Source organism: Polaromonas sp. YR568, assembly GCF_900116715.1.
In the GTDB taxonomy this organism is placed as follows: Bacteria; Pseudomonadota; Gammaproteobacteria; order Burkholderiales; family Burkholderiaceae_C; genus Polaromonas.
Genome location: NZ_FPBM01000003.1, coordinates 103983 through 122452, shown reverse-complemented (window position 1 = coordinate 122452; position 18470 = coordinate 103983). Strand labels below are relative to the sequence as shown.

Sequence of the window (18470 nt, the reverse complement as noted above, 5' to 3'; positions counted from 1 at the left end):
CTAGTTACGCTCGCGCTGGGTCGCCGCCGCGTTGCAATGTGGGTGGCGCTTCCTCCGGCAGGCTGGCCACTTACAGCACTTTGCTAAGAGTCGCTCGCTTGTTCAGCTAAACACCAGCCATGAAGACCAGACTCTAAGGCGTCCCCAGCCGGCTCGCATTCAACACTGCATCCAGCCGAGCCGCCCGCTTTTGCAAGCCATCCATGGTCGCGGCGAACTTTTCGGGGTCGGACTTTTGTGCGCCCATGGCCTTGCTGAGGTTTTCAAAGAGAACCAGGTCTGCGACGGGGCGCAGCTGGTAATTGGATGAAGCCTTGAAGCCCGAAAGCATCTTGATCGCCTTGAGGGTGGACTTTTCCGTGTCGTTACGCCCATAGGCGAGGATGAATTTGCGGATCTTTTCTTTGGTGACTGCAGGCAGGTCTTTGCGCATGAGGAGCGGGTCGCCGGGAATCAGCGGCGACTCCCAGATGACGCGCAGCGCCGCATACTTCTCGGGGAACTCGGCACGGAACAGGGCCATGTCTTCCGTGTTGTTGATGGCCAGGTCAACTTTGCCTTCTGCTACCGCCAGAAAGTTGTCGCGGTGGCTGCCATGCACGATGCGGGAAAAGTGTTTGTCGGGGTCTATCTTGTTCTTTGAGAAGATGTAGTAGCTCGGCACCAGAAAGCCCGAGGTGGATTTCCTGTCCGCAAGGCCGAGGCTGTAGGCCCCCGGTTTCGAGAGCACGCCTTCCAGGGCGCGGAGCGGGCCGTCCTTGCGGGCAAGCAGCACAGATTTGTAGCCGTTCTGCCCGTCCAGGCGAACCATCTGCGCAAAGATCTGCGATTCGTCTTTTTCCACCGCGTTGATCGCCAGTACGTTGTTGAGCCAGGCCACCTGTACACGGCCCTCCATCAGCGCGTCGGAGATTTGTGCATAGTTCTTGGAGGCCACCATCTTCACGGGCATCCTGAGCTCTTGCCCCAGCGCATCGGCCAGAGGCCGCCAGCCGGTGATCGTCTGTTCTTCAGAGGTCGGTGCGATGAGGCCAAGGGTGAGCCCCGCGGGCTCTGCCGCCTGGCCTGGCAGCGGAATGGCCAGCGCCATTCCCCCTTGGAGCATGACGCGCCTGGAAATACCGGTTCGGGCGGCGCACCTGATGATTACCAGGGCATGGTAAATGTCTTGCCGTTGCAGAAGGACTTCATGGCTTCCTGCACGCCTTCCTTGTAGCCCAGGCCTGAATCCTTGATGCCGCCAAACGGCGTCAGCTCGATGCGGTAGCCGGGCACCTCCCACAGGTTCACCGTGCCCACCACGAGTTCTTTGGCGAAGCGCGTCACGTCGTCCATGCGGTTGGTGCAGATGCCTGAGGACAAACCAAACGCGGTGCCGTTGGATATCTGGATGGCTTCGTCGATGTTGCTGAAGGTGATGATGGGCGAGACGGGGCCGAAGGTCTCTTCGCGCACCAGAGTCATCTCGGGCCGCACCTTGTCGAGCACGGTGGGGGAGTACAACGCGCCGTCGCGCTGGTTACCCACCAGCAGGCGTGCGCCTTGAGCCACGGCTTCGTTCACGCGGGTTTCAAACAACCTTGCCGCCGCTTCGTCGATCACGGTGCCAATGTCGTTGCCGGCATCCATCGGGTTGCCGTGGCGCCAGTTGCGGGTTTTCTCGACCACCAGGTCGGTAAAGTCGGCGGCCACTTTTTCATGCACCAGCATGCGTTTGACGGCGGTACAGCGCTGGCCTGAGTTTTTGTAGCTGCCTTGCACCGCCAGGTCAGACGCTTTGTTGAGGTCGGCGTCGTCCATCACGATCAGCGGGTCGTTGCCGCCCAGCTCCAGCACGATGCGGCGGTAGCCGGCCTTGCCGGCGATGTATTTGCCGATGGAGACACCGCCGGTGAAGGTGATCAGGTCCACATGCTCATTGGTGAGCATTTCGTCGGCAATCTCGCGCGGGTCGCCGGTGACGACCTGGAACATCTCGGGCGGCAGGCCGGCCTCATACAGGATGTCGGCCAGGAAGAGGGCCGACAGCGGCACTTTCTCAGACGGCTTGAGCACCATGCGGTTGTTGGTCGCAATGCTGGGAACCACCTTGTGCGCCACCTGGTTCATCGGGTGGTTAAAGGGGGTGATGGCGGTGATCACGCCCAGCAGCGGTTCGCGTGTGGTGATGACTTTGCGTTTTTTGCCGTGCGGTGTCAGGTCGCAAGAGAACACCTGCCCGTCGTCGCGCAAAGCCTCATTGGCGCCGAAGACCAGCACGTCGGCCACACGGCCGATTTCATACATCGAGTCCTTCTTGCACAGCCCCGATTCCAGTGTGATCAATGTGGAAGCCTCGTCGGCGCGGGCGCGCAACAACGCCGATGCGCGGTTCAGGATGTTGGAGCGCTCATAACGCGACAGCGTCGGCCGGTAAGCCTGCGCGATGCGATAAGCCTGCCGCACGTCGGCGAGGGTGGCCATGGGCACGGTGCCTATGCGCTCGCGGTTGAAGGGGTTGTGGATGGCGATGGTGCGCTCGCGCAGCAGGCGTTCGCCGCCTATGCGCAGGGCTTCTTCGCGAAACAGGGGGCTGTCTTTCAGGGATGGATTGGTGGTCATGTTGCTATCTCCGTGTTGAGGGGCGATTAAGTTTTTTTGCCGCGAGCTGATGTCGCCGAAGGGAGTTCAATGCTGGGGCGCTGGGGATGACTGAATTTCTCTGCTACCGCTTCATAGCCTCGTAGATGGCGTCGGCAAGAACCTGTTCCCCTTGGGAGTTGGGGTGTACACCGTCATAGGAGTGGATCGCCGGGTCGAATTTCGGGTAGATGTTGATGTATCGGATAGCAGCGTACTGCCCGGCAAGTTCCTTGTAGGCTTCATTGAGTTCCCTGATCTTTTGCGGCTCTGCGAAGTCCGCCTTGGTCGAAAGGACCGAAGCGAGATAGATCAGGACTTTCGGGTTGTCGGCTTTGAGTGCATCAAGAATCATCTTCATGTTGGCCTTTGTGGCTGCAACGCTCTGTGCGCTCGCCACGCGTATGTCGTTGATTCCAAGCAAGATGACCACCGTGTCCGGCGTGTAGCCGGCCAGCCAGTCGGGTAGCTTGCCGGCGCCGGTGCCGGGTGTGCGTGTTGGCGCGGTCTTACCCAAAATATCGGTCGTCTTCCAGCCCCAATGGCCTTCGTTGCGGGTGTCAAATTTGCGGCCGGCGTAATCCGGATAGGGCGAGACTGACGTGGTGCTTGCCGTGTTGTTTGCATCGAAGTTATGCGTCAGTGACCCGATGAAATCGAACTGATAGCCGCCGTCGACGAGATGCTTCCAGAGCGGGTATCGATAGCCTTTGTTGCCCACGGCGGCCTGGGTAATGGAGTCGCCCAGAAGCAATACGTGGCCCAGGTTCCTGGACGGCTGCGTCTGGGGAGCGGTGCCACAGGAGGCCACGCCGAACGCAAGCACCAGGATCAGCAGCGCGGAACGCAAAGGCGCTTTGAGGTTGAACATGGAGGTCATGCGGCTATCCCCGTGTTCAGGGTGCCAATGAAATTCTTGCCGCGTGCGCCGCCCTGGGCATGCAGCACCATCTTGCGGGCTTCTTCTTCGCCCACGCCGTAATCGGCAAAGCGGGTTTTCACGCCCAGGCTTTCGATAAAGGCCGACAGGCGCCGCGGCGCGTCGGCCAGCGGTGCGCCCAGGGCCTGCTCCAGCACCTGGTCACGGTCGGCGCGCTGGCCTATCGCCAGCTCCAGCACCATAGGCAGCGGGAACGAGCAGGCAATGCCGTGGGGAAGCCCGTGGCGCAAAGTCATCTCATAAGAAATCGAATGCGCCAGCGCCGTCTTGGTGTTGGAAAACGCCATGCCCGCTTTCAGCGCGGCCAGTGCCATGCGGCCGCGCAGCGCCAGGTTGGTGGGCTGCTGCATGAGTTTGGGCAGCACCTCCAGCGTGTCGCGCACGGCAGCCACGGCAAAGGTGTCGGAGACCGGGTTGGCGTTGACGTTCCAGATCGATTCGAGGGCGTGCGACAGTGCATCCAGCCCGCTTTGCAGCGTGACCGCGGCCGGCAACGAGAGCATCAGCTCGGGGTCGATCACGGCAAAGGCCGGCCAGGTCTGCGGCAGGTGGAGCGAGTATTTTTTCTTCTGCTCCCTGTCCCAGATGGTGGCCCAGGGCGTGACCTCGCTGCCGGTTCCGGCGGTGGTGGGAACGGCAATCAGGGTCTTGAAGCGCGTGGGCGCAAATGCGGCCTCGCCCGCCAGGCCGGCGAGCAGTTCGTCAAAGCGGTTGTTGCTGTTGCCCACCATCAACGCCTTGGCCGTGTCGATGGCGCTGCCGCCGCCGACGGCGATGATGACTTCCGTGTCGGCATGTTCGCGCCAGAAGCGCTCCCACATCGGGGCGAGCTCCACCACATCGGGGTTGGGGCGCACCTGGTCGATCACGCCGGCCAGCTGGTCCTTCAGCACTTCTTGCAGGCGGCCCAGCAGGCCGATGTCGCGAGCCTCCGGAAAGGTCACCAGCACTGCCTTGCGGCCGGCCAGCAAGGAAGGCAGAGACAACAGGGCCCCCGGCCCGTACACGCTGTGCACGGGGTTATGGTAATTGACGGTCATGAATCTCTCTCTAGGAAGTCGTAACGCGGGCGTGGTTCAGCGCCAGGTCGAAGATGTCGAAGTTGCGCCACCGGCGGCCCTCGGGCAGGTTTTGCAGACGGCAGTTAAAGAGCAGCGGAACCTTTTGCTCCGACAACCCGCCGTGCGATCGCAGCGGCACGGTCAGGCCGCTCAGGTCGTGCTCGGAGGCGCGGGTGCCCAGCACGGTCAGGTGGTCCGAGATCACCACCAGGTCGCCGATGCGGTCGGGCGGCAGCTCGAAACGCTGGGCGGCCTCACCACGCGTCAATACCGTTTCAATGCCGTCGATGGCGCGCAGCTGGGCGGTGATGGCGGGGGCTGACGCGGTGTCCTTCAAGTACACCGTGGCAAACGAACCCAGTGCGCCGTGGTGCACCACGTAGGGGTCGGTAATCGGCAAGATCACGCGGCCCTCGCCGGCGCCGGCCAGCGTGTCCAGCACCTCCTGCAAAAAGACAATGCGGGGATTGCCGGCGGCATCGGTCTTGGGGCTCATGCCGTGGTCGGCAGTGAGCGCAATCACTGCGCCCAGCATGTCAAGCTGCGCGAGGTAGTCGTCCATCATCGCGTAAAAATCATTGGCGCCGTCTGTGCCGGGCGCGCATTTGTGCTGCACATAGTCGGTGGTCGAGAGGTACATCACGTCGGGCCGTTCCGTCTCCAGCAGCTTCACGCCGGCCGCAAACACGAACTCGCTCAGGTCGGCGCTGTAGACCGAGGGCACGGGTTTGCCCACCAGCGCCGGCACGCCTTCAATACCGCCGTCCATCAGCGTGGCCTTGTCGGCCTTTTCTGCTGAAAAGCAGATGCCCGTCATGCCGTGGCCCAGCAGGCTGCGCAGCTTGTCCTTGGCGGTCACCACCGCCACCTTGAGCCCGGCATCCGACAGTGCGGCCAGGATGGTTCCGGCCCGCAGGTAGGCGGCGTCGTTCATCATCACTTCCTTGCCCGTGGCCGGGTCCAGGAAGTAGTTGCCGCAGATGCCGTGCACCGAGGGCGGCGCACCCGTCACGATGGAGAGGTTGTTCGGGTTGGTGAAGCTGGGCACCACGCAGTCACCCACCAGTGACGTGCCTTTTTCCAGCATGCGCTTCATATAGGGCGCCATACCGGCCTCGATGGCCTGGGTGATGTAGTCCGGCTCGCAGCCATCGACGCAGACCACCACCACCGGCCGTGCCGGGATGTTGTAGTTGCGGCCGTTGGCGTTCACGCTGGTCAGTTTGCGGTCCATTAGCGTGCTCCTTGCTGGATCCAGGCGCGCAGCTTGCTGGACACATAGTCGGCCGTCATCACCATGGCGACGATCACCAGAATGCAGGTGGCCGTGTCCTGGTACTGGAACAGCTTCATGCTGCCCACCAGTTCAAAGCCGATGCCGCCCGCGCCCACCATGCCCAGCACCGTGGCCTGGCGCAGATTGGTCTCAAAGCGGTAGAGGATGACCGCAATCCAGGCCGTGACGACCTGCGGTATCACGCCGAAGATGATGGTCTGTATCGGCCCCGCGCCGGTAGAGCGCAGCGCCTCGATAGGGCCCTGGTCGATGTCTTCGATCGACTCGGCAAAAAACTTGCCCAGCATGCCGGCGCCGTGCAGCGCAAGCGCCAGCACACCCGGGAAGGGGCCCAGCCCGACGGCCGCCACAAAGATCAGCGCGAGGATGATCTCATTGATGCCGCGCATGATGTTGAGCAGCTGGCGCGTGAAATGGAACACCGCAAGGCTGGGCGAGATATTGCGCGCCGCCAGAAAGCACACCGGCACCGCCAGGATGATGGCCAGCAGCGTGCCCCAGACGGCGATCTGCACGGTCTCGATGGCGGGGTTCACGAGTTTTTTGGCGAACTCCCAGTTGGGCGGAAACATCCGCCCTAGGAAGTCGGCGATCCACGGCGCGCCCTTGACGAGCTCCGAGACACTCACCTGGCTGCCGATGGCGGCCCACCAGATGATGCCGACACCGCCGGCCGCGGCGACCAGGTATTTCCACCAGCCGGCGTTGCCGCCGCTGGCGCCCACCAGCAAGTTGTAGCGTCCGATGCTGATCATGATTTCTCCAGGGTGAAAGCTTGTTGTGAAGGCAGCAGCGGCGGGGCGGGGCGGGCCGTGGCTACTGCTGCGGTGACCGCCGCGTGAGGCGCAGTGCCCGGTTGTTTGACCTGCGCGGGCGTGTCAACGCCTTCAGGGTAGATGCGGTGCAGGGCCTCTTCGGTCAGCTCGTCGGGCCGGCCCTCAAACACAATGCGGCCGCCCGCCACGCCGATGATCCGTTCGCCGAATTCCAGGGCGTAGTCGACCTGGTGCAGGTTGCAGATCACGGTGATGCCGCTTTCGCGGCTGGCCTCGCGCAGGCAGCTGAGTACGCTGCGGGAGGTCTTGGGGTCCAGGCTGGCGACCGGCTCGTCCGCCAGAATCACCTTGGGGCGCTGGGCCAGCGCGCGCGCAATGCCCACACGCTGCTTCTGCCCGCCCGACAGCGTGTCGGTGCGCACATCGGCCTTGGCCTCCAGGCCCACCCGGCGCAGGCTTTCGCGGGCAATCTTGATGTCTTCCTGCGGAAACATCTGGAACCACGACAGCACAGCCGGCATGGCCGACAGGCGACCGGTCAGCACGTTCTTCAGCACCGAGAGGCGGGGCACCACGTTGTAGTGCTGAAAGATCATGGCCACGTCGCGCCGCACGCGGCGCAGGCCCGCGCGGTCGCCACGCGACTGCACGCCGTCCACCTGGATCTCGCCGGTGGTCGGCTCGGTCAGGTGGTTGATGCAGCGCAGCAAGGTGGACTTGCCCGCACCCGAGGCGCCGAGGATGACCACGAACTCCCCCTTGCTGACGGAGAGGTCGATGTGGTGCAGCGCTTCGAAGTCGCCGTAGCGCTTGGAGAGATTGCGTATGTTGATCATTTCATTTTCTTCAGGTCAAGATTGAGCAGCTTGGCTGTGTCGCGGATGATGTTGTAGTCCGCATCCGTGGTCGGCTTGAAGCCGTTGAGCACGCCCTGGTCAGACCAGGGAATGTCTTTCACCTCCAGGAAGGCGGCCTGCACGCGTTTTTTCAGATCCGCAGGCAAGTCCTTGCGCCACACCGTGGGGGATTCAGGGATGGGGTCGGAACGCCAGACCACCGTGATGTCTTCGCGCTTGGCAAGCCCCTTGGCAATGGCGGCGTCCAGGATGCGGTCGGCAATCGCGGCGGCGTCTACCTTTTTGTTTTGCACCGCAATCGCATTGGAATCGTGCGAGCCGGAGAAGATGACGCGGCCGAAATCCTTTTCAGGGTTGAAGCCCATTTTCATCAGGCCTGCCTTGGGGAACAGGTGGCCGGACGTCGAGCTGGGGTCCACAAACGCAAAGTTCTTGCCCTTGAGGTCGTTCACGGTTTTGATGCCGCTGTCTTTGTGCGCAATGATCTGGCTGTGATAGAAGGTGCGCCCGGCCTTCTTGGTCTCGGCCACGGCAAACGCCTCGATCTCGGCGACGGTCGTGCCCAGCACATATGAGAAGGGGCCCAGGTAAGCCACATCCAGACGTTTGGAGCGCAGCGCCTCGATCACGCCGTTATAGTCGGCCGCCACAAAGGGTTTGACCGGCATGCCCAGCGCTTTGGACAGCATGTCCATCATGGCCTGGCTGTTGGCGATCATGGCGCGGGAATCTTCGGATGGAATCAGGCCCACCGTCAGGACCTGTTGCTGCGCGATCGCGGGTAGTGCCACGGTGCCGGCCACAGCGGCCGCGGTGCTGATCAACACCTTTCTGCGATTCATCATGTGTTTGTCTCCGTTATGTAGGTGGTGCATAAAAATCTCCATTTTTTTCAGGGCGAAACTGCCCGTGAGGAGTTTTCACGACCAGTATGAAACGCTGATGACAAAAATGAATCGGGAGCCGGCGCCGCGTTCTGATGACACGTTTCCTGCTCTGGACGCCAGTACATCATCGGAGCGATGTATTCGTCCAATTCAAAGTTTTTCCGTGTTCTATACAATTTATCTATACGACCACAGGGTTAACCCATGCGCCTGACACAACTGCGTTCCTTTTATGCCGTGGCCCGGATGGGCAGCTTCACGGGTGCCGCCGAGCACCTTCACGTGAGCCAGCCCACCATCACGACACAGGTCAAATTTCTGGAAGAGCGTTACGGCGTCGAGCTGTTTCACCGGCGCGGCCGCAGCGTCAAGCTGACGGAGCTCGGTGAACAATTGATGCAGCTGGCCCAGCCCATCTTCAGCCTGGAGGCCGACGCGGTGCTGCTGCTGGACGATGCGGGGGAGTTGCGCTCGGGCCATCTGCGCGTAGCGGCCGTGGGCCCTTACCACGTAACCAAGGTGCTGGTGAACTTCAACCAGCAGTTCCCCGGCATCAAGGTGTCGGTCACCACCGGCAATTCACAAGACGTGCTGGACCGCCTGCTGGACTACAGCGCTGATGTGGGCGTGTTGGCGCAGCTGGTGCGTGACGACCGTTTTGTCTCGGTGCCGTTTTCAAGGCATCCGATCGTCATCTTCACGCCCTCAAGCCACCGCTTTGCGCGCCGGCGCAGCATACGCCTGGCAGAGTTGCAGGGCGAGCGCATGATCTTTCGCGAACAGGGTTCCACCACCCGCAAGGCCTTTGATTCAGCGCTGGAAAAGGCCAAGGTCAAGCCCGAGGTGGTGATGGAGATCGCCAGCCGCGAAGTGATCCGCGAGGCTGTGATTCAGGGGATCGGCATTGCGGCTGTGTCGGCTGTCGAATATGTGCCTGGGCCGGGCCTGCACATGGTGCAGATCAGTGACGCCGAACTCTATACCTATGCCCACGTCGTGTGTCTGGCCGAGCGCCGCGAGATGCGCATGATCCGGGCATTCTTTGACACCATCGTGCCGGATGTGCAGGTTCGCAAGTCGGGGCGTTGAGGAGACCGTCGGACTTGCAGGGACTGGGTGTTATCCCTTTTTCCACTCATCCTTGATAAGCCCGGTAAGGACTTCATCCTTCAGCTCCCCATCGGCCACGCAGCGATAGGCTTGCCGCCTTTCGCCTTCGACCTTGTAGCCGAACCGTTGCTGCATCGCGAGAGACGCGCCGTTCCCTTTGAAAAAGCCGTTATCCAGCCGCCTGAGCTGGAGGTCTTCAAAGGCGAATCTGATCTTCTCGCCAAAGGCTTCACTGCCATACCCATGGCCGTGGTACCTGGCGCTGAGCCAGATGCCTCCGCCGGCAGTTCCGTGAACCGGGCTGATCTGCCTGAGGCTCACACCGCCGATGGCCTTGCGTTCGGATTTCAGTTCAATGGCGAATTCATAACCGGCCGGGCTTCCCGGTTTGCCAGCTGCGCTTTTGCAATGTTCTACCCATCGCCCGGCATCTTCAAGCGTGTAGGGGTGCGGAACAAAGGCAAGCCATTTTGCAACGCTGAAGTCATTCAGTCCTTCAAGCAGCGCCGGGATGTCTGATGGATGCCAGCTCCTCAGTATCAGCCGGGCAGTCTCAAGCCGCGGGCCGGCTTGTTCTGAAGATGGTGCGGGTTGAGGTTGCTCGATGCGGCTCATTGAATTTCTGGACTCATTATGTGAGGGGCAAGGTAATGTATACCGCAAGGTCCCTGCTCCCTTTGCCTGCTCACATCACTGCGTACGCGCATGATCCGTTTTTCGAGCGTAGTGGCCAATGGCGCTAAGGTTTGACCATCCCGCCACGGAAGAGATTCGAACTGATCAAGCGCTGGCCGAAGAGAATGCCCCGCTTCTCAACGAGCGTCCAGGACAACCAGCCGAATCCAAGTGCGAGCACCAATGAAGAGATCAGATTGAAAAGAATCCCCTCGTGCGGAAAGAAATAGATCATCGTCTGCTGAATCGGGAATCCCCAGAGATAGACGCCGTACGAAACATCAGCACCAGGTTTGAATTTGATCATCCAGCTTTGAGCTGACAAATACAGCATTGACGAGAAGATCAATGCATAAAAAAGGTAGGGGCCGAGGATAGAGGTTTGAAATAGCAGATACAAAACCAGAAGACTCACCACTACCCTGAAAGTCAGGGCTATATCTTCCTTGAATACTGCGGCCAGCACCCCCATCCCAAAACACGGCGCCAGAAAGTCAATGTGCGGGTTGCTGGCTCTCCAGGTGAAAAGCAGCTTGTTCCCCGTAAGTGGATCCAATGCCACAACAAGAAAAATGAGCACAACCAGCAACCGGGATTTGAAAACGCCCAGCATAAAGAGGGCTAGCAAAGTTAAATAGGCCGCGACCTCATACTGCAAGGTCCACAAAGAACCGTTGACAACCAAAGGGTGTGGAAGATTGGCAAACACTCCCGGTAATCCGTAGACCGTATCAAGACGGATATTTTCAAAAAAATAGAAATAAATCTGCGGACTCGAGAAGTATTCCCCGAGTGACAAATCGGTGACCAGTGGCCCTATAAACAGGATTGTTGAAAGTACAACAAAGATCAGGGCCGGCCACACCCGGAATGCCCTTGCTACCAGGAAATCAACTGGATCGCGCTTTTGGAGCAAGCTGTTTGCCACCACCAGTCCGCTTAAAAAGAAAAATACCTTCACGGCTAATGAACCCGCCGTATCAAAGACCAGCATTCGCTCTACAAGGTCCTTCTGTCCTCCCTGCGACACAAGTCCATAGGCGTGCCTGTATATCACCATCCCGGCAGCCAGCAACCGAAACAGGTCAAGGTTATTGTTTTCCCTAAGAAGTACGCTGGATAATTTCATGTGCCGGAGTGTCGCACGCGAAGCCGGATGGCGATCATTGCTGCGGGCTCCTGCAAATAGGGGTGACCGCTTGCGCCACATTAAACAACGGTCTTGCCCAGGCCTGGCGCTACATCCGGCTTGAAGTGCTCACAGAATTTTCTCCCCCCCTTTTTTTGGGCTTTGGCTAGAGCTGCCAAAGCCCCCAGAAGGTTCCAGGGGCCGGGGAGCCTCCTTACCAGCGCGCAATCACCCCCAGCGATGCACTTACATCACTGCGCACGCTCACATCGCCGCCATTGGCAAAGTAGCGCCCGGCTTCGCCATAGACGCTCCAGGTCTTGTCGATGGCCAGCGTCATGCCCACGGCTGCTTCCGTCCAGCTGCCGCCGTTGCGCGTGGTGATGTCTGTGATGGCAGCGCCACTGCCGAAGCGTGCGGTGTCCAGGCCGCTGGAGGCGCGGTAAAAGTTCAGCCGGCCATAGGGTTTGAGCACACCCATGCTGGTGGTCATCTCGGTTTTCACACGCACGCCGATGCGTGTGGTCAGGCTGTCGGGGCTGTCTTGCTGCACGCCGGCGTTGGGCAGGGCTAGGTCGTTGAGCTTGATGTGCTGGTGAACCAGCTGCAGCTGCGGCTCGATGCTCCAGCCGCTGCCCACTTCAAAGGCCTGGCCAATTTCCACGGACGTGAGCAAGCTGTCGCTCCTGGACGCCGAAATTGCGTTGCCTGTGGGTCGCAGTGTGTAGTCCTGGTAGCCGGCCTGCAGCACGGCATCAGCGTAAAAGCCTGTGCCTGTATCCCAGGTGGCGTAGCCGCCCAGGTAACGGGCGCGCAGCTTGTTGCCGCCTACAGGGCCTTGTACGCCGCGCGCAAAACCGCTGACGTCCACAGTGCCGTCAAGCGCGCCTACATACACACCTGCACGCCAGCTTGAATCGGCAAGCAAATCCGTACCCGTCTGGAAGCCATATAAACGGCCAGCGCTTTTTGGGCTGGCAAAGCCCTGCTGCGTCACGTCGATGTCGGTCGTGATCACGCGGCCCCAGCCATGGCGCGCGATGGCGGCTTTCTCGCTGGGGTCCGCTGCGGCGTCGCCGCTGCGCATGCTGCGGTTGCCCAGCATCGCGGTATCGGCCAGGCGGATATGTGTGGGCAGGGCCGACACCATCGGCACTTCGGCACGGTAGGTCGGGATGGCGCCCACTGCGGAGCGCAGGTACCAGTTCTGGTCGGCGGTGCCCCGGAAGATGTTGTATTCGTAAATGCCGGCGTCCACGTGGCCATTGGTCAGCGCGAAGGCGGTGGCGGCCGTGGTGGCGCCGCCCTGCGCGGTCACCACCTCAATGCCGTTGCCGGTGGTGAGCGCGCCCAGGCCGCCGAGGTTGATGATCTGGATATTGGTGTTGCCGGTGGCGCTTGCGCCCGCACCGTTCAGGATCAGCCGGTCGCTGACGCTGTTGCTCGCGCCCAGCGCCGTACCCAGTCGCACGGTGCCGCCGGTGCCTACATAGGCGCCCGTCACCGTCAAATTGGTGCCGGGGGCGGCGCCAACAGTTGACACGAGGCCGCTGTTGTTCAGTGATGGCAGCGTGTGGCTGAAGCCCGCCAGGTCCAGCGTGCCGCCTGCACCTACGATGTGAGCGGAAGCCGCGGCAAGACGGTTCAGGCCGCTGGCCCGCAAGGTGCCGCCGTTGATGGTGGTGGTGCCGGTATAAGTGTTGACCGCGCCAAACAGCGTGGTGCCCGGGCCATTCAACTCCACCGAACCGTTGCCGGCGATGACGGGGTTGAAGGTATAGCTCGCGTCGGTGTGGTTGAAGTTGACGATACCTGTGCCCGCGCCGAACTGCACCGTCGTTGCATTGAGCGTACCGGCTGCCGTGGCCGCCTGGCCTCTGGCGCCGCCAATGCTGAGCGTGCCCCTGCCGGCCGCATTGGCCGCGATGCTGAGCGTGCCGGTGGTGGATGTGACTGTGCCGCCGTTGGCAATCGTCAGCTCGCCGTTGCCCGACGTTCCCAGTGCCAGGGTGACGTTGGCGATCAGCTGGGAACCCGCACCCGACACCAGCGCGCTGGAGGCTGATGTGGCCGCCGTCGCGATATTCACGATGTTGGCGCGCAGAACCCCGCCGTCCAGAATCGACGTGCTGCCGCCGTGCAAGACGTAGAGGCCTGTAACGTCCCAGCGCGAACCCGCACCGGAGATCAGTACCGTGGTTATTCCGCCCTGCGAAGTCGCCGGGATGCCACCCAGGGTCGCGCTGTCGCTTTGTATTCTTCCGCCGTTGGTGACGTTGATAAAGGCACGTCCCCTGGCGACGTTAATGGGATTGGTGATGGTGAACCGTGAATTGGCGCCCGTGACGTTGAGCGTGCCTGTGGTGCCTGCCACCCCCGCCAGGCTGAAGGTGCCGGCGGTGTTGAAAAAGCCGCCGTTCTCGATGTTCAGGGTGCTGCCCGCCACTGAGCCAATTAAGGTCGCTCCTGTGATGGCGTTCATCAGGGAGCCGGCGCCGGTGACGGTTGCACTCGTGTTGTCGCCTAACAGGGTTAGCCCGCCGGCGGCGCCGCCGAAGGTGATCTGGCCGCCGCCTTCCACACGCAAGGCGCCCGCCGTGACGTTGATGTTGTTGGCGACGGTGCTGCCGGTACCGGTCAGCACGGTGGTGCCTGCGCCGTCCTTGGTGAACGCGCCGGCGCTGGTCACCCTGCCATTGATGGTCAGAAGTGCCGAGGTATTGAAGTTGCCGGTGCCGGTGGTCGACAGCGTGAAAGCGCCGGGTGCAATCGTCAGCGCCTTGGTCACTGCGGGGATGAGCCCAGGCGCGGCAATTGCCAGATTGCCGGTCAGGTTGATGGTTGACGAAGGGTCACCATCCGCATTGGCCTGGTTGATGGCCGTGATGAGCTCGGCCTGCGTCGACGCGGTGTAAGTGGCCGCACGCGCTTCGCGCAGCGCACCGCCGGCAAAGACGACGAGCAGCGCCGCCGCCAACGGTGAAAGCCAGACCGCCAGATAGCGCCGTGATGATGTGAGAGCATGAGAGGGCGCTTGCAGACCGGGCAATTTGACGGAGCTCTTGCCCCTGCCTGCCGCCGTTTCGGGCACTGCCATCCACGATTGATGGGCCAGGTTCCAGATCACCCGGTAAGAATTGTTCATGCAAATCCCTCTTTATTATTAAATCGCTACAGGCAGATACATCAAACGTATGACATCTGCGTTTGCTGCGCGCACCAGCGAAGAATGCGCGCGCGGCGATCATTGCATAGGGTGCTAAGTTTTTTGACGACACATGCGGCCAGTCAGGCATTTCTCATGCTGCGAGCCAACAACCGAGAGCTTTACTAGAATGCTTCGCCGAAATTGGTCGGGGGTCTTAGGTGTATGACGGTTCTCCTTCGAATGGAGGGGTGGCCTTCATGCTGTGCGTTGCCGGCACTGCGTTTGTGCGGGCTCGCAGGGTGGACGCTCCGCTTTGCGGACAGCGATTTAGACCAGCGCCGCAGCGGAGTTGAGGCCGTGGCCGTCGTGTTTGCTAGTCCTCGCTCAGACTGACGACGCGAATACATTTTTGATCCGGTGCGGTCAGCCTGACGACAACGTCACGGTTTCCCTCTTTGGGGCACACCATTCCTTGCAGGCTGAAGGTCTGTGGAGTTCCGGGCATGGTGATGGCGGCTGCCATGTAGGGCTTTGCGAATGTGCACCGCGGCGACGAGACAGCTGCCTGCAGAGGGACGCACGGCTCCTTGCTGCCGAACATGATGTGCAGCGACCTGAGTGGCTTGCCTGCTGGTGTTTGGGTATGAATCAGTTTGACCCCCGCGGCCTCCAGAAATGGCGGAGCAGACGCCACACTAGCAAAATTGATCGTCCCGTCAGGCCCCTTGAGTTCCACCGGCTTGCTAAACGCGATGTTGAGTTTTGACTCGAGAGACTTCGTAGAAAATCCATCCCGGAGATCGCTTGCCGTAACCCACAAGATGCGATCTTGCAGATACTTCACTGCGTCGCTGGCAGGCTCTGTGGCGTGAATGGCGGAGGAACAAACTAGCAGCAGGGCTGCAAAGGCCACGTATGGGCGGTATTTCATGATCAGGATACCTTCTTCTTGCGGCGCAGCCACCCCAGGGGCCAGGCAAAGCCGAAGGCAATAGGCAAAGCGATGCCCAGCGAAAGAATGCCCGACACGAACAGCGCGCGCCCCACAGTTTCGCGTTTGTCGCGCAAGTCATAGTAGCGCCGCAACGTGGCGACTGATGGTTTTCGCGTGTCGTAAGCCACTTCTACAGTGGGTTGAGAAGCGTATTGCAGGGCGCCGGTTTCGTTGGTTGAAGTAGTGCTTGTGCGATACGTCACGCCGTTCACCACATATTTGAAGTGCACCCGGTATGAGTCTCCGCGCTTGCTCGATATTTTGCTCATACCGTCCATGGTGGCAGGAGCAAAGCCCGGTGAGCTGGCAACCGAGGTCATGGTTTCGATCCGCTCTTTTTCTTCAGAGCCAAAGAGGTAGAACACACCGGAAAAGATCAGCAAAAGCAGCGCAAGGAATTTCATGTTTGACCTGAATAACGGGGAACAGAGTTTTTATTGACTGGTCGAAAATAGGGGCTGGTTCTATCGTGCATCCACGGCGTACCAGTTGTTCGCCCCCAGTGCCTTGTCCGCCGCGGCCATGACCTCGAGCCACACGGGCGATTCAAGCATCTCGGAAAGATCATCGGGAAGCTGCGATACCCGCACATCGTAGAACGCATTGAATTCAACCAGGGCTTTGAGCTCGCCGGATGAAAAGTCGGCCTCAAACCTTGCATCGCCCGGATGGTAAAAATCATCAAACCATTGATTGACCAGCTCTGTCGCCACGTTGACGGCTGGTACTTGCCGCTGGTAGTCAAGTTGATCCGCCGCAGATGCAATCAACTGCAACGTGTTGATGATGTTGACGCGATGGGGTTCCATGGGGTGAGTTAATAACATGTCAGTTGGAGTATCAACCCGATCAGGCGATGAAGCGCTTAAGCCGCCCATAGTTTGACGCTTAGGCTCCGCAGGCCGGCTGGGCCTTACATCTACTCTTCACTTTCCTGCTGCTTTTTTCGCTTGGCCACGATCCTGCGCGCTTCGCCGGTCAGCCCGGCACCCAGCACGATCAGCCCACCACCAACCGGAACCATCATGAGCGCTAAGCCCGACAACACGACGAGGTTCTCATTGTTCTGCATCGCCCCCACTGCCAGCCCCGCGCCGGCAATGGCAAAGGCGGCGACTGCGCAAATGAGCAGGGTGCGGGGCCTGACAAAGAGCCCTGCAACCGCACCGCCCGCTATCAGCAAGATCCAGGCGAAATAGGCTTTATCCATGGGGGCTCAGGAAGTACGGCACTGGCCTTGGCGCGTGACGGTTTGCTCGCGCAACGGACGCGGGCCCTCAGGAGGCCAGGCGCGACGTGGCCAGCGGGCGTTGCATGAAATGGCTGTCAGCAGCGAGCTGCACCGTGCGGCTCAGGAGCTCCATATCGCCGAGCCGGGTCAGCACCTGGTAGGCCAGTGCCGCGAGTTCGGAGATATTGGTGGCAAGCCGCGCGTCTTCGGCGTCGAAGGTCTTGGCGCTTTGGGAAATCAGCCAGACGGTGCCCGCGACACGTCCGTCGACGTGAAAGGGCACGAGCAAGACTTCGCGCATGGGCGGGTCAATCTGCGCGGCGGTTTTATACGCTTTCGCCGGGTCCACCATCAGGATGATCTTGTCCGTCTCCAGCACCGTGCCGCAGGGGCTCTCAGCGTGAGGCACGACACTGCCGAGGTATTTTTCGAAGAGGCCCACTGCTGCTTGCCAAAGCAGGATCCGGTTACCGTCGTCGCGCCCCGACAAACTTACGCCGGCGGAATCGGCGCCGGTGAGCCGTTTGACGGCATACGACAGGGTGGTCAGGACGGAGCCAGGGGTTTCCCTCAACGCCTTGATGACTTCGGAGGTGGCTTCCACCTCGGATTTGTAGTCCGGCGCCCGGGAAGGCCGCTCGCTCAGCAAATGATTGGCAATGACCTGCTGGATGGCGGGCGGGATGCCGGCCAGGTCGATTGCGAAAGGTTCTTCCATGGGCGCACCTCTTGAATGGCCAGCAGCCAGAACAGCTCTGGAGCGTCAGCGTCAATGGCGCAACTGATGGTTACAACGATTATGCCCTCGGCCTGCACAGGCGCTTTGGCACTCGTTTGCAACACGGGTCTGGTGGCTTGCGGTCTGGCCGGTCCAGATGTGTTTTATAGGTGAAAGATGACTGTTAAGAGGCGCTGATAAATCGTTCAAAAAAAGTCGCTTGTGATGAGAGGGAGGGCGGGGCTGTAATGCGACCAACTCTCTGAAACCCTTGCAGAGCGAGGGCTATGGCCCCTTCAGGGAGGCGTATGGGATACGGGGCCAAAGACGATTTCAAACTTTTATTTCGACCATTTCTTTTTAACTTTTCATACCTACACATCTACAAACACTTATGAACCTGATCAATAACTCCTTTCTGAACGAACGCGTTCTTTCCGTGCTGCGCATCGTGTCGGCTTTTTTGCTGCTGGAGCATGGCTCGGCAAAGTTATTCAAGTTTCCCCATGTGGCGTTCTTTGACAACCTGCAGTTTTTCTCGCTGATCGGTGTCGCCGGCATGCTGGAGGTGGCGGGTGGCGCCCTGTTGCTGATTGGCTTGTTCACGCAGCCTGTGGCTTTTGTGCTGTCGGGCCTGCTGGCGTGCGCTTATTTCATTGGCCACGCGTCCAAGGGCTTCTTCCTGGCCCCCATGCTTAATGGAGGTGAGTCGGCGGTGTTGTTTTGCTTTGTCTTTCTTTATCTTGCCGTGGCCGGCGGTGGCGCCTGGAGTGTGGACGCCTTGCGTTCGCGAAAGTCATAAAACAAGCCGGGGTTGCCGGCACCCGAAGCCCGGGTGTCGGCTTCGCGCCGACCAATCCTGGAAGCTGTCCTACATCTCCAACGCGGAAGTGCGCCCTACGATTTTTCTTGTCCAGCGGATCACATGGACTACGGGGAATTTAAGGAAGATCGAACCCATTCAAGTTCGGCAGACCTGTCCACATCCGAGGGTTAGTTCGGCACCCAAGCCCCGCTTTGGTGAATAC

At 60.5% G+C, this 18470-nt stretch carries 18 protein-coding genes; 2 read left to right on the top strand and 16 right to left on the bottom strand.

Annotation, left to right across the window (positions count from 1 at the left end; all coding sequences use genetic code 11):
• Positions 1-133: 133 nt before the first annotated feature.
• The 8 genes from phnD (BM408_RS08060) to phnD (BM408_RS08025) all read right to left on the bottom strand — a co-directional run bounded on the left by phnD (BM408_RS08060) (position 134) and on the right by phnD (BM408_RS08025) (position 8392).
• Entirely contained in the window at positions 134-1105 is a 972-nt protein-coding gene (phnD, locus tag BM408_RS08060; protein WP_092128788.1) for a phosphate/phosphite/phosphonate ABC transporter substrate-binding protein, read from the bottom strand.
• A gap of 41 nt (positions 1106-1146) precedes the next feature.
• On the bottom strand, positions 1147-2601 hold the full coding sequence (phnY, locus tag BM408_RS08055; protein ID WP_092128786.1) for a phosphonoacetaldehyde dehydrogenase: 1455 nt from the start codon (positions 2599-2601) through the stop codon (positions 1147-1149).
• Between the two features lie 103 nt (positions 2602-2704).
• Positions 2705-3499, bottom strand: coding sequence for an SGNH/GDSL hydrolase family protein (locus BM408_RS08050; protein ID WP_092128784.1), 795 nt, complete (start codon positions 3497-3499; stop codon positions 2705-2707).
• Positions 3496-4599, bottom strand: coding sequence for an iron-containing alcohol dehydrogenase PsrA (psrA, locus tag BM408_RS08045; RefSeq protein WP_092128782.1), 1104 nt, complete (start codon positions 4597-4599; stop codon positions 3496-3498). The genes BM408_RS08050 and psrA overlap by 4 nt, the downstream gene beginning before the upstream one ends.
• Before the next feature lie 10 nt (positions 4600-4609).
• Positions 4610-5854 (bottom strand): phosphonoacetate hydrolase, encoded by a 1245-nt coding sequence (gene phnA / locus BM408_RS08040; RefSeq protein ID WP_092128780.1) that lies wholly within the window; start codon positions 5852-5854, stop codon positions 4610-4612.
• Entirely contained in the window at positions 5854-6672 is an 819-nt protein-coding gene (gene phnE, locus BM408_RS08035) for a phosphonate ABC transporter, permease protein PhnE (protein ID WP_092128778.1), read from the bottom strand. Before phnE ends, phnA begins: the two co-directional genes overlap by 1 nt.
• Positions 6669-7529, bottom strand: a complete 861-nt coding sequence (gene phnC, locus BM408_RS08030) for a phosphonate ABC transporter ATP-binding protein (protein WP_092128776.1) — start codon at positions 7527-7529, stop codon at positions 6669-6671. The genes phnE and phnC overlap by 4 nt, the downstream gene beginning before the upstream one ends.
• Positions 7526-8392 carry a phosphonate ABC transporter substrate-binding protein gene (phnD, locus tag BM408_RS08025; RefSeq protein WP_092129485.1) on the bottom strand — a complete coding sequence of 289 codons (867 nt, stop codon included), beginning with the start codon at positions 8390-8392 and terminating at the stop codon, positions 7526-7528. Before phnD (BM408_RS08025) ends, phnC begins: the two co-directional genes overlap by 4 nt.
• 249 nt (positions 8393-8641) lie before the next feature.
• Between phnD (BM408_RS08025) and BM408_RS08020 the strand changes: the two genes are divergently transcribed.
• The gene (locus BM408_RS08020) at positions 8642-9526 is read left to right on the top strand and encodes a LysR substrate-binding domain-containing protein (protein ID WP_092128775.1); all 885 of its coding nucleotides are present in this window, start codon (positions 8642-8644) and stop codon (positions 9524-9526) included.
• A 30-nt stretch (positions 9527-9556) separates the two neighbouring features.
• Here BM408_RS08020 and BM408_RS08015 read toward each other — a convergent pair whose 3' ends face one another.
• The 8 genes from BM408_RS08015 to BM408_RS07980 form a co-directional block, all read right to left on the bottom strand.
• Positions 9557-10162 carry a GNAT family N-acetyltransferase gene (locus BM408_RS08015; RefSeq protein WP_092128773.1) on the bottom strand — a complete coding sequence of 202 codons (606 nt, stop codon included), beginning with the start codon at positions 10160-10162 and terminating at the stop codon, positions 9557-9559.
• 124 nt (positions 10163-10286) lie between these two features.
• Complete coding sequence (locus BM408_RS08010) at positions 10287-11351, bottom strand: acyltransferase family protein (RefSeq protein ID WP_175541723.1); 1065 nt, start codon at positions 11349-11351, stop codon at positions 10287-10289.
• A gap of 214 nt (positions 11352-11565) precedes the next feature.
• Positions 11566-14496 (bottom strand): autotransporter outer membrane beta-barrel domain-containing protein, encoded by a 2931-nt coding sequence (locus BM408_RS08005; protein ID WP_092128769.1) that lies wholly within the window; start codon positions 14494-14496, stop codon positions 11566-11568.
• Positions 14497-14872: 376 nt separating this feature from the next.
• Positions 14873-15430, bottom strand: a complete 558-nt coding sequence (locus BM408_RS08000; protein ID WP_092128767.1) for a hypothetical protein — start codon at positions 15428-15430, stop codon at positions 14873-14875.
• A gap of 2 nt (positions 15431-15432) precedes the next feature.
• Entirely contained in the window at positions 15433-15897 is a 465-nt protein-coding gene (locus tag BM408_RS07995; RefSeq protein WP_092128765.1) for a DUF3592 domain-containing protein, read from the bottom strand.
• A 60-nt stretch (positions 15898-15957) separates the two neighbouring features.
• Complete coding sequence (locus tag BM408_RS07990; RefSeq protein ID WP_092128763.1) at positions 15958-16302, bottom strand: hypothetical protein; 345 nt, start codon at positions 16300-16302, stop codon at positions 15958-15960.
• A gap of 110 nt (positions 16303-16412) precedes the next feature.
• The gene (locus BM408_RS07985; RefSeq protein ID WP_092128761.1) at positions 16413-16703 is read right to left on the bottom strand and encodes a hypothetical protein; all 291 of its coding nucleotides are present in this window, start codon (positions 16701-16703) and stop codon (positions 16413-16415) included.
• A 67-nt stretch (positions 16704-16770) separates the two neighbouring features.
• Entirely contained in the window at positions 16771-17442 is a 672-nt protein-coding gene (locus BM408_RS07980; protein WP_092128759.1) for a GAF domain-containing protein, read from the bottom strand.
• Between the two features lie 394 nt (positions 17443-17836).
• Between BM408_RS07980 and BM408_RS07975 the strand changes: the two genes are divergently transcribed.
• Positions 17837-18244 carry a DoxX family protein gene (locus tag BM408_RS07975; protein ID WP_092128757.1) on the top strand — a complete coding sequence of 136 codons (408 nt, stop codon included), beginning with the start codon at positions 17837-17839 and terminating at the stop codon, positions 18242-18244.
• The last annotated feature ends 226 nt before the right edge of the window (positions 18245-18470 follow it).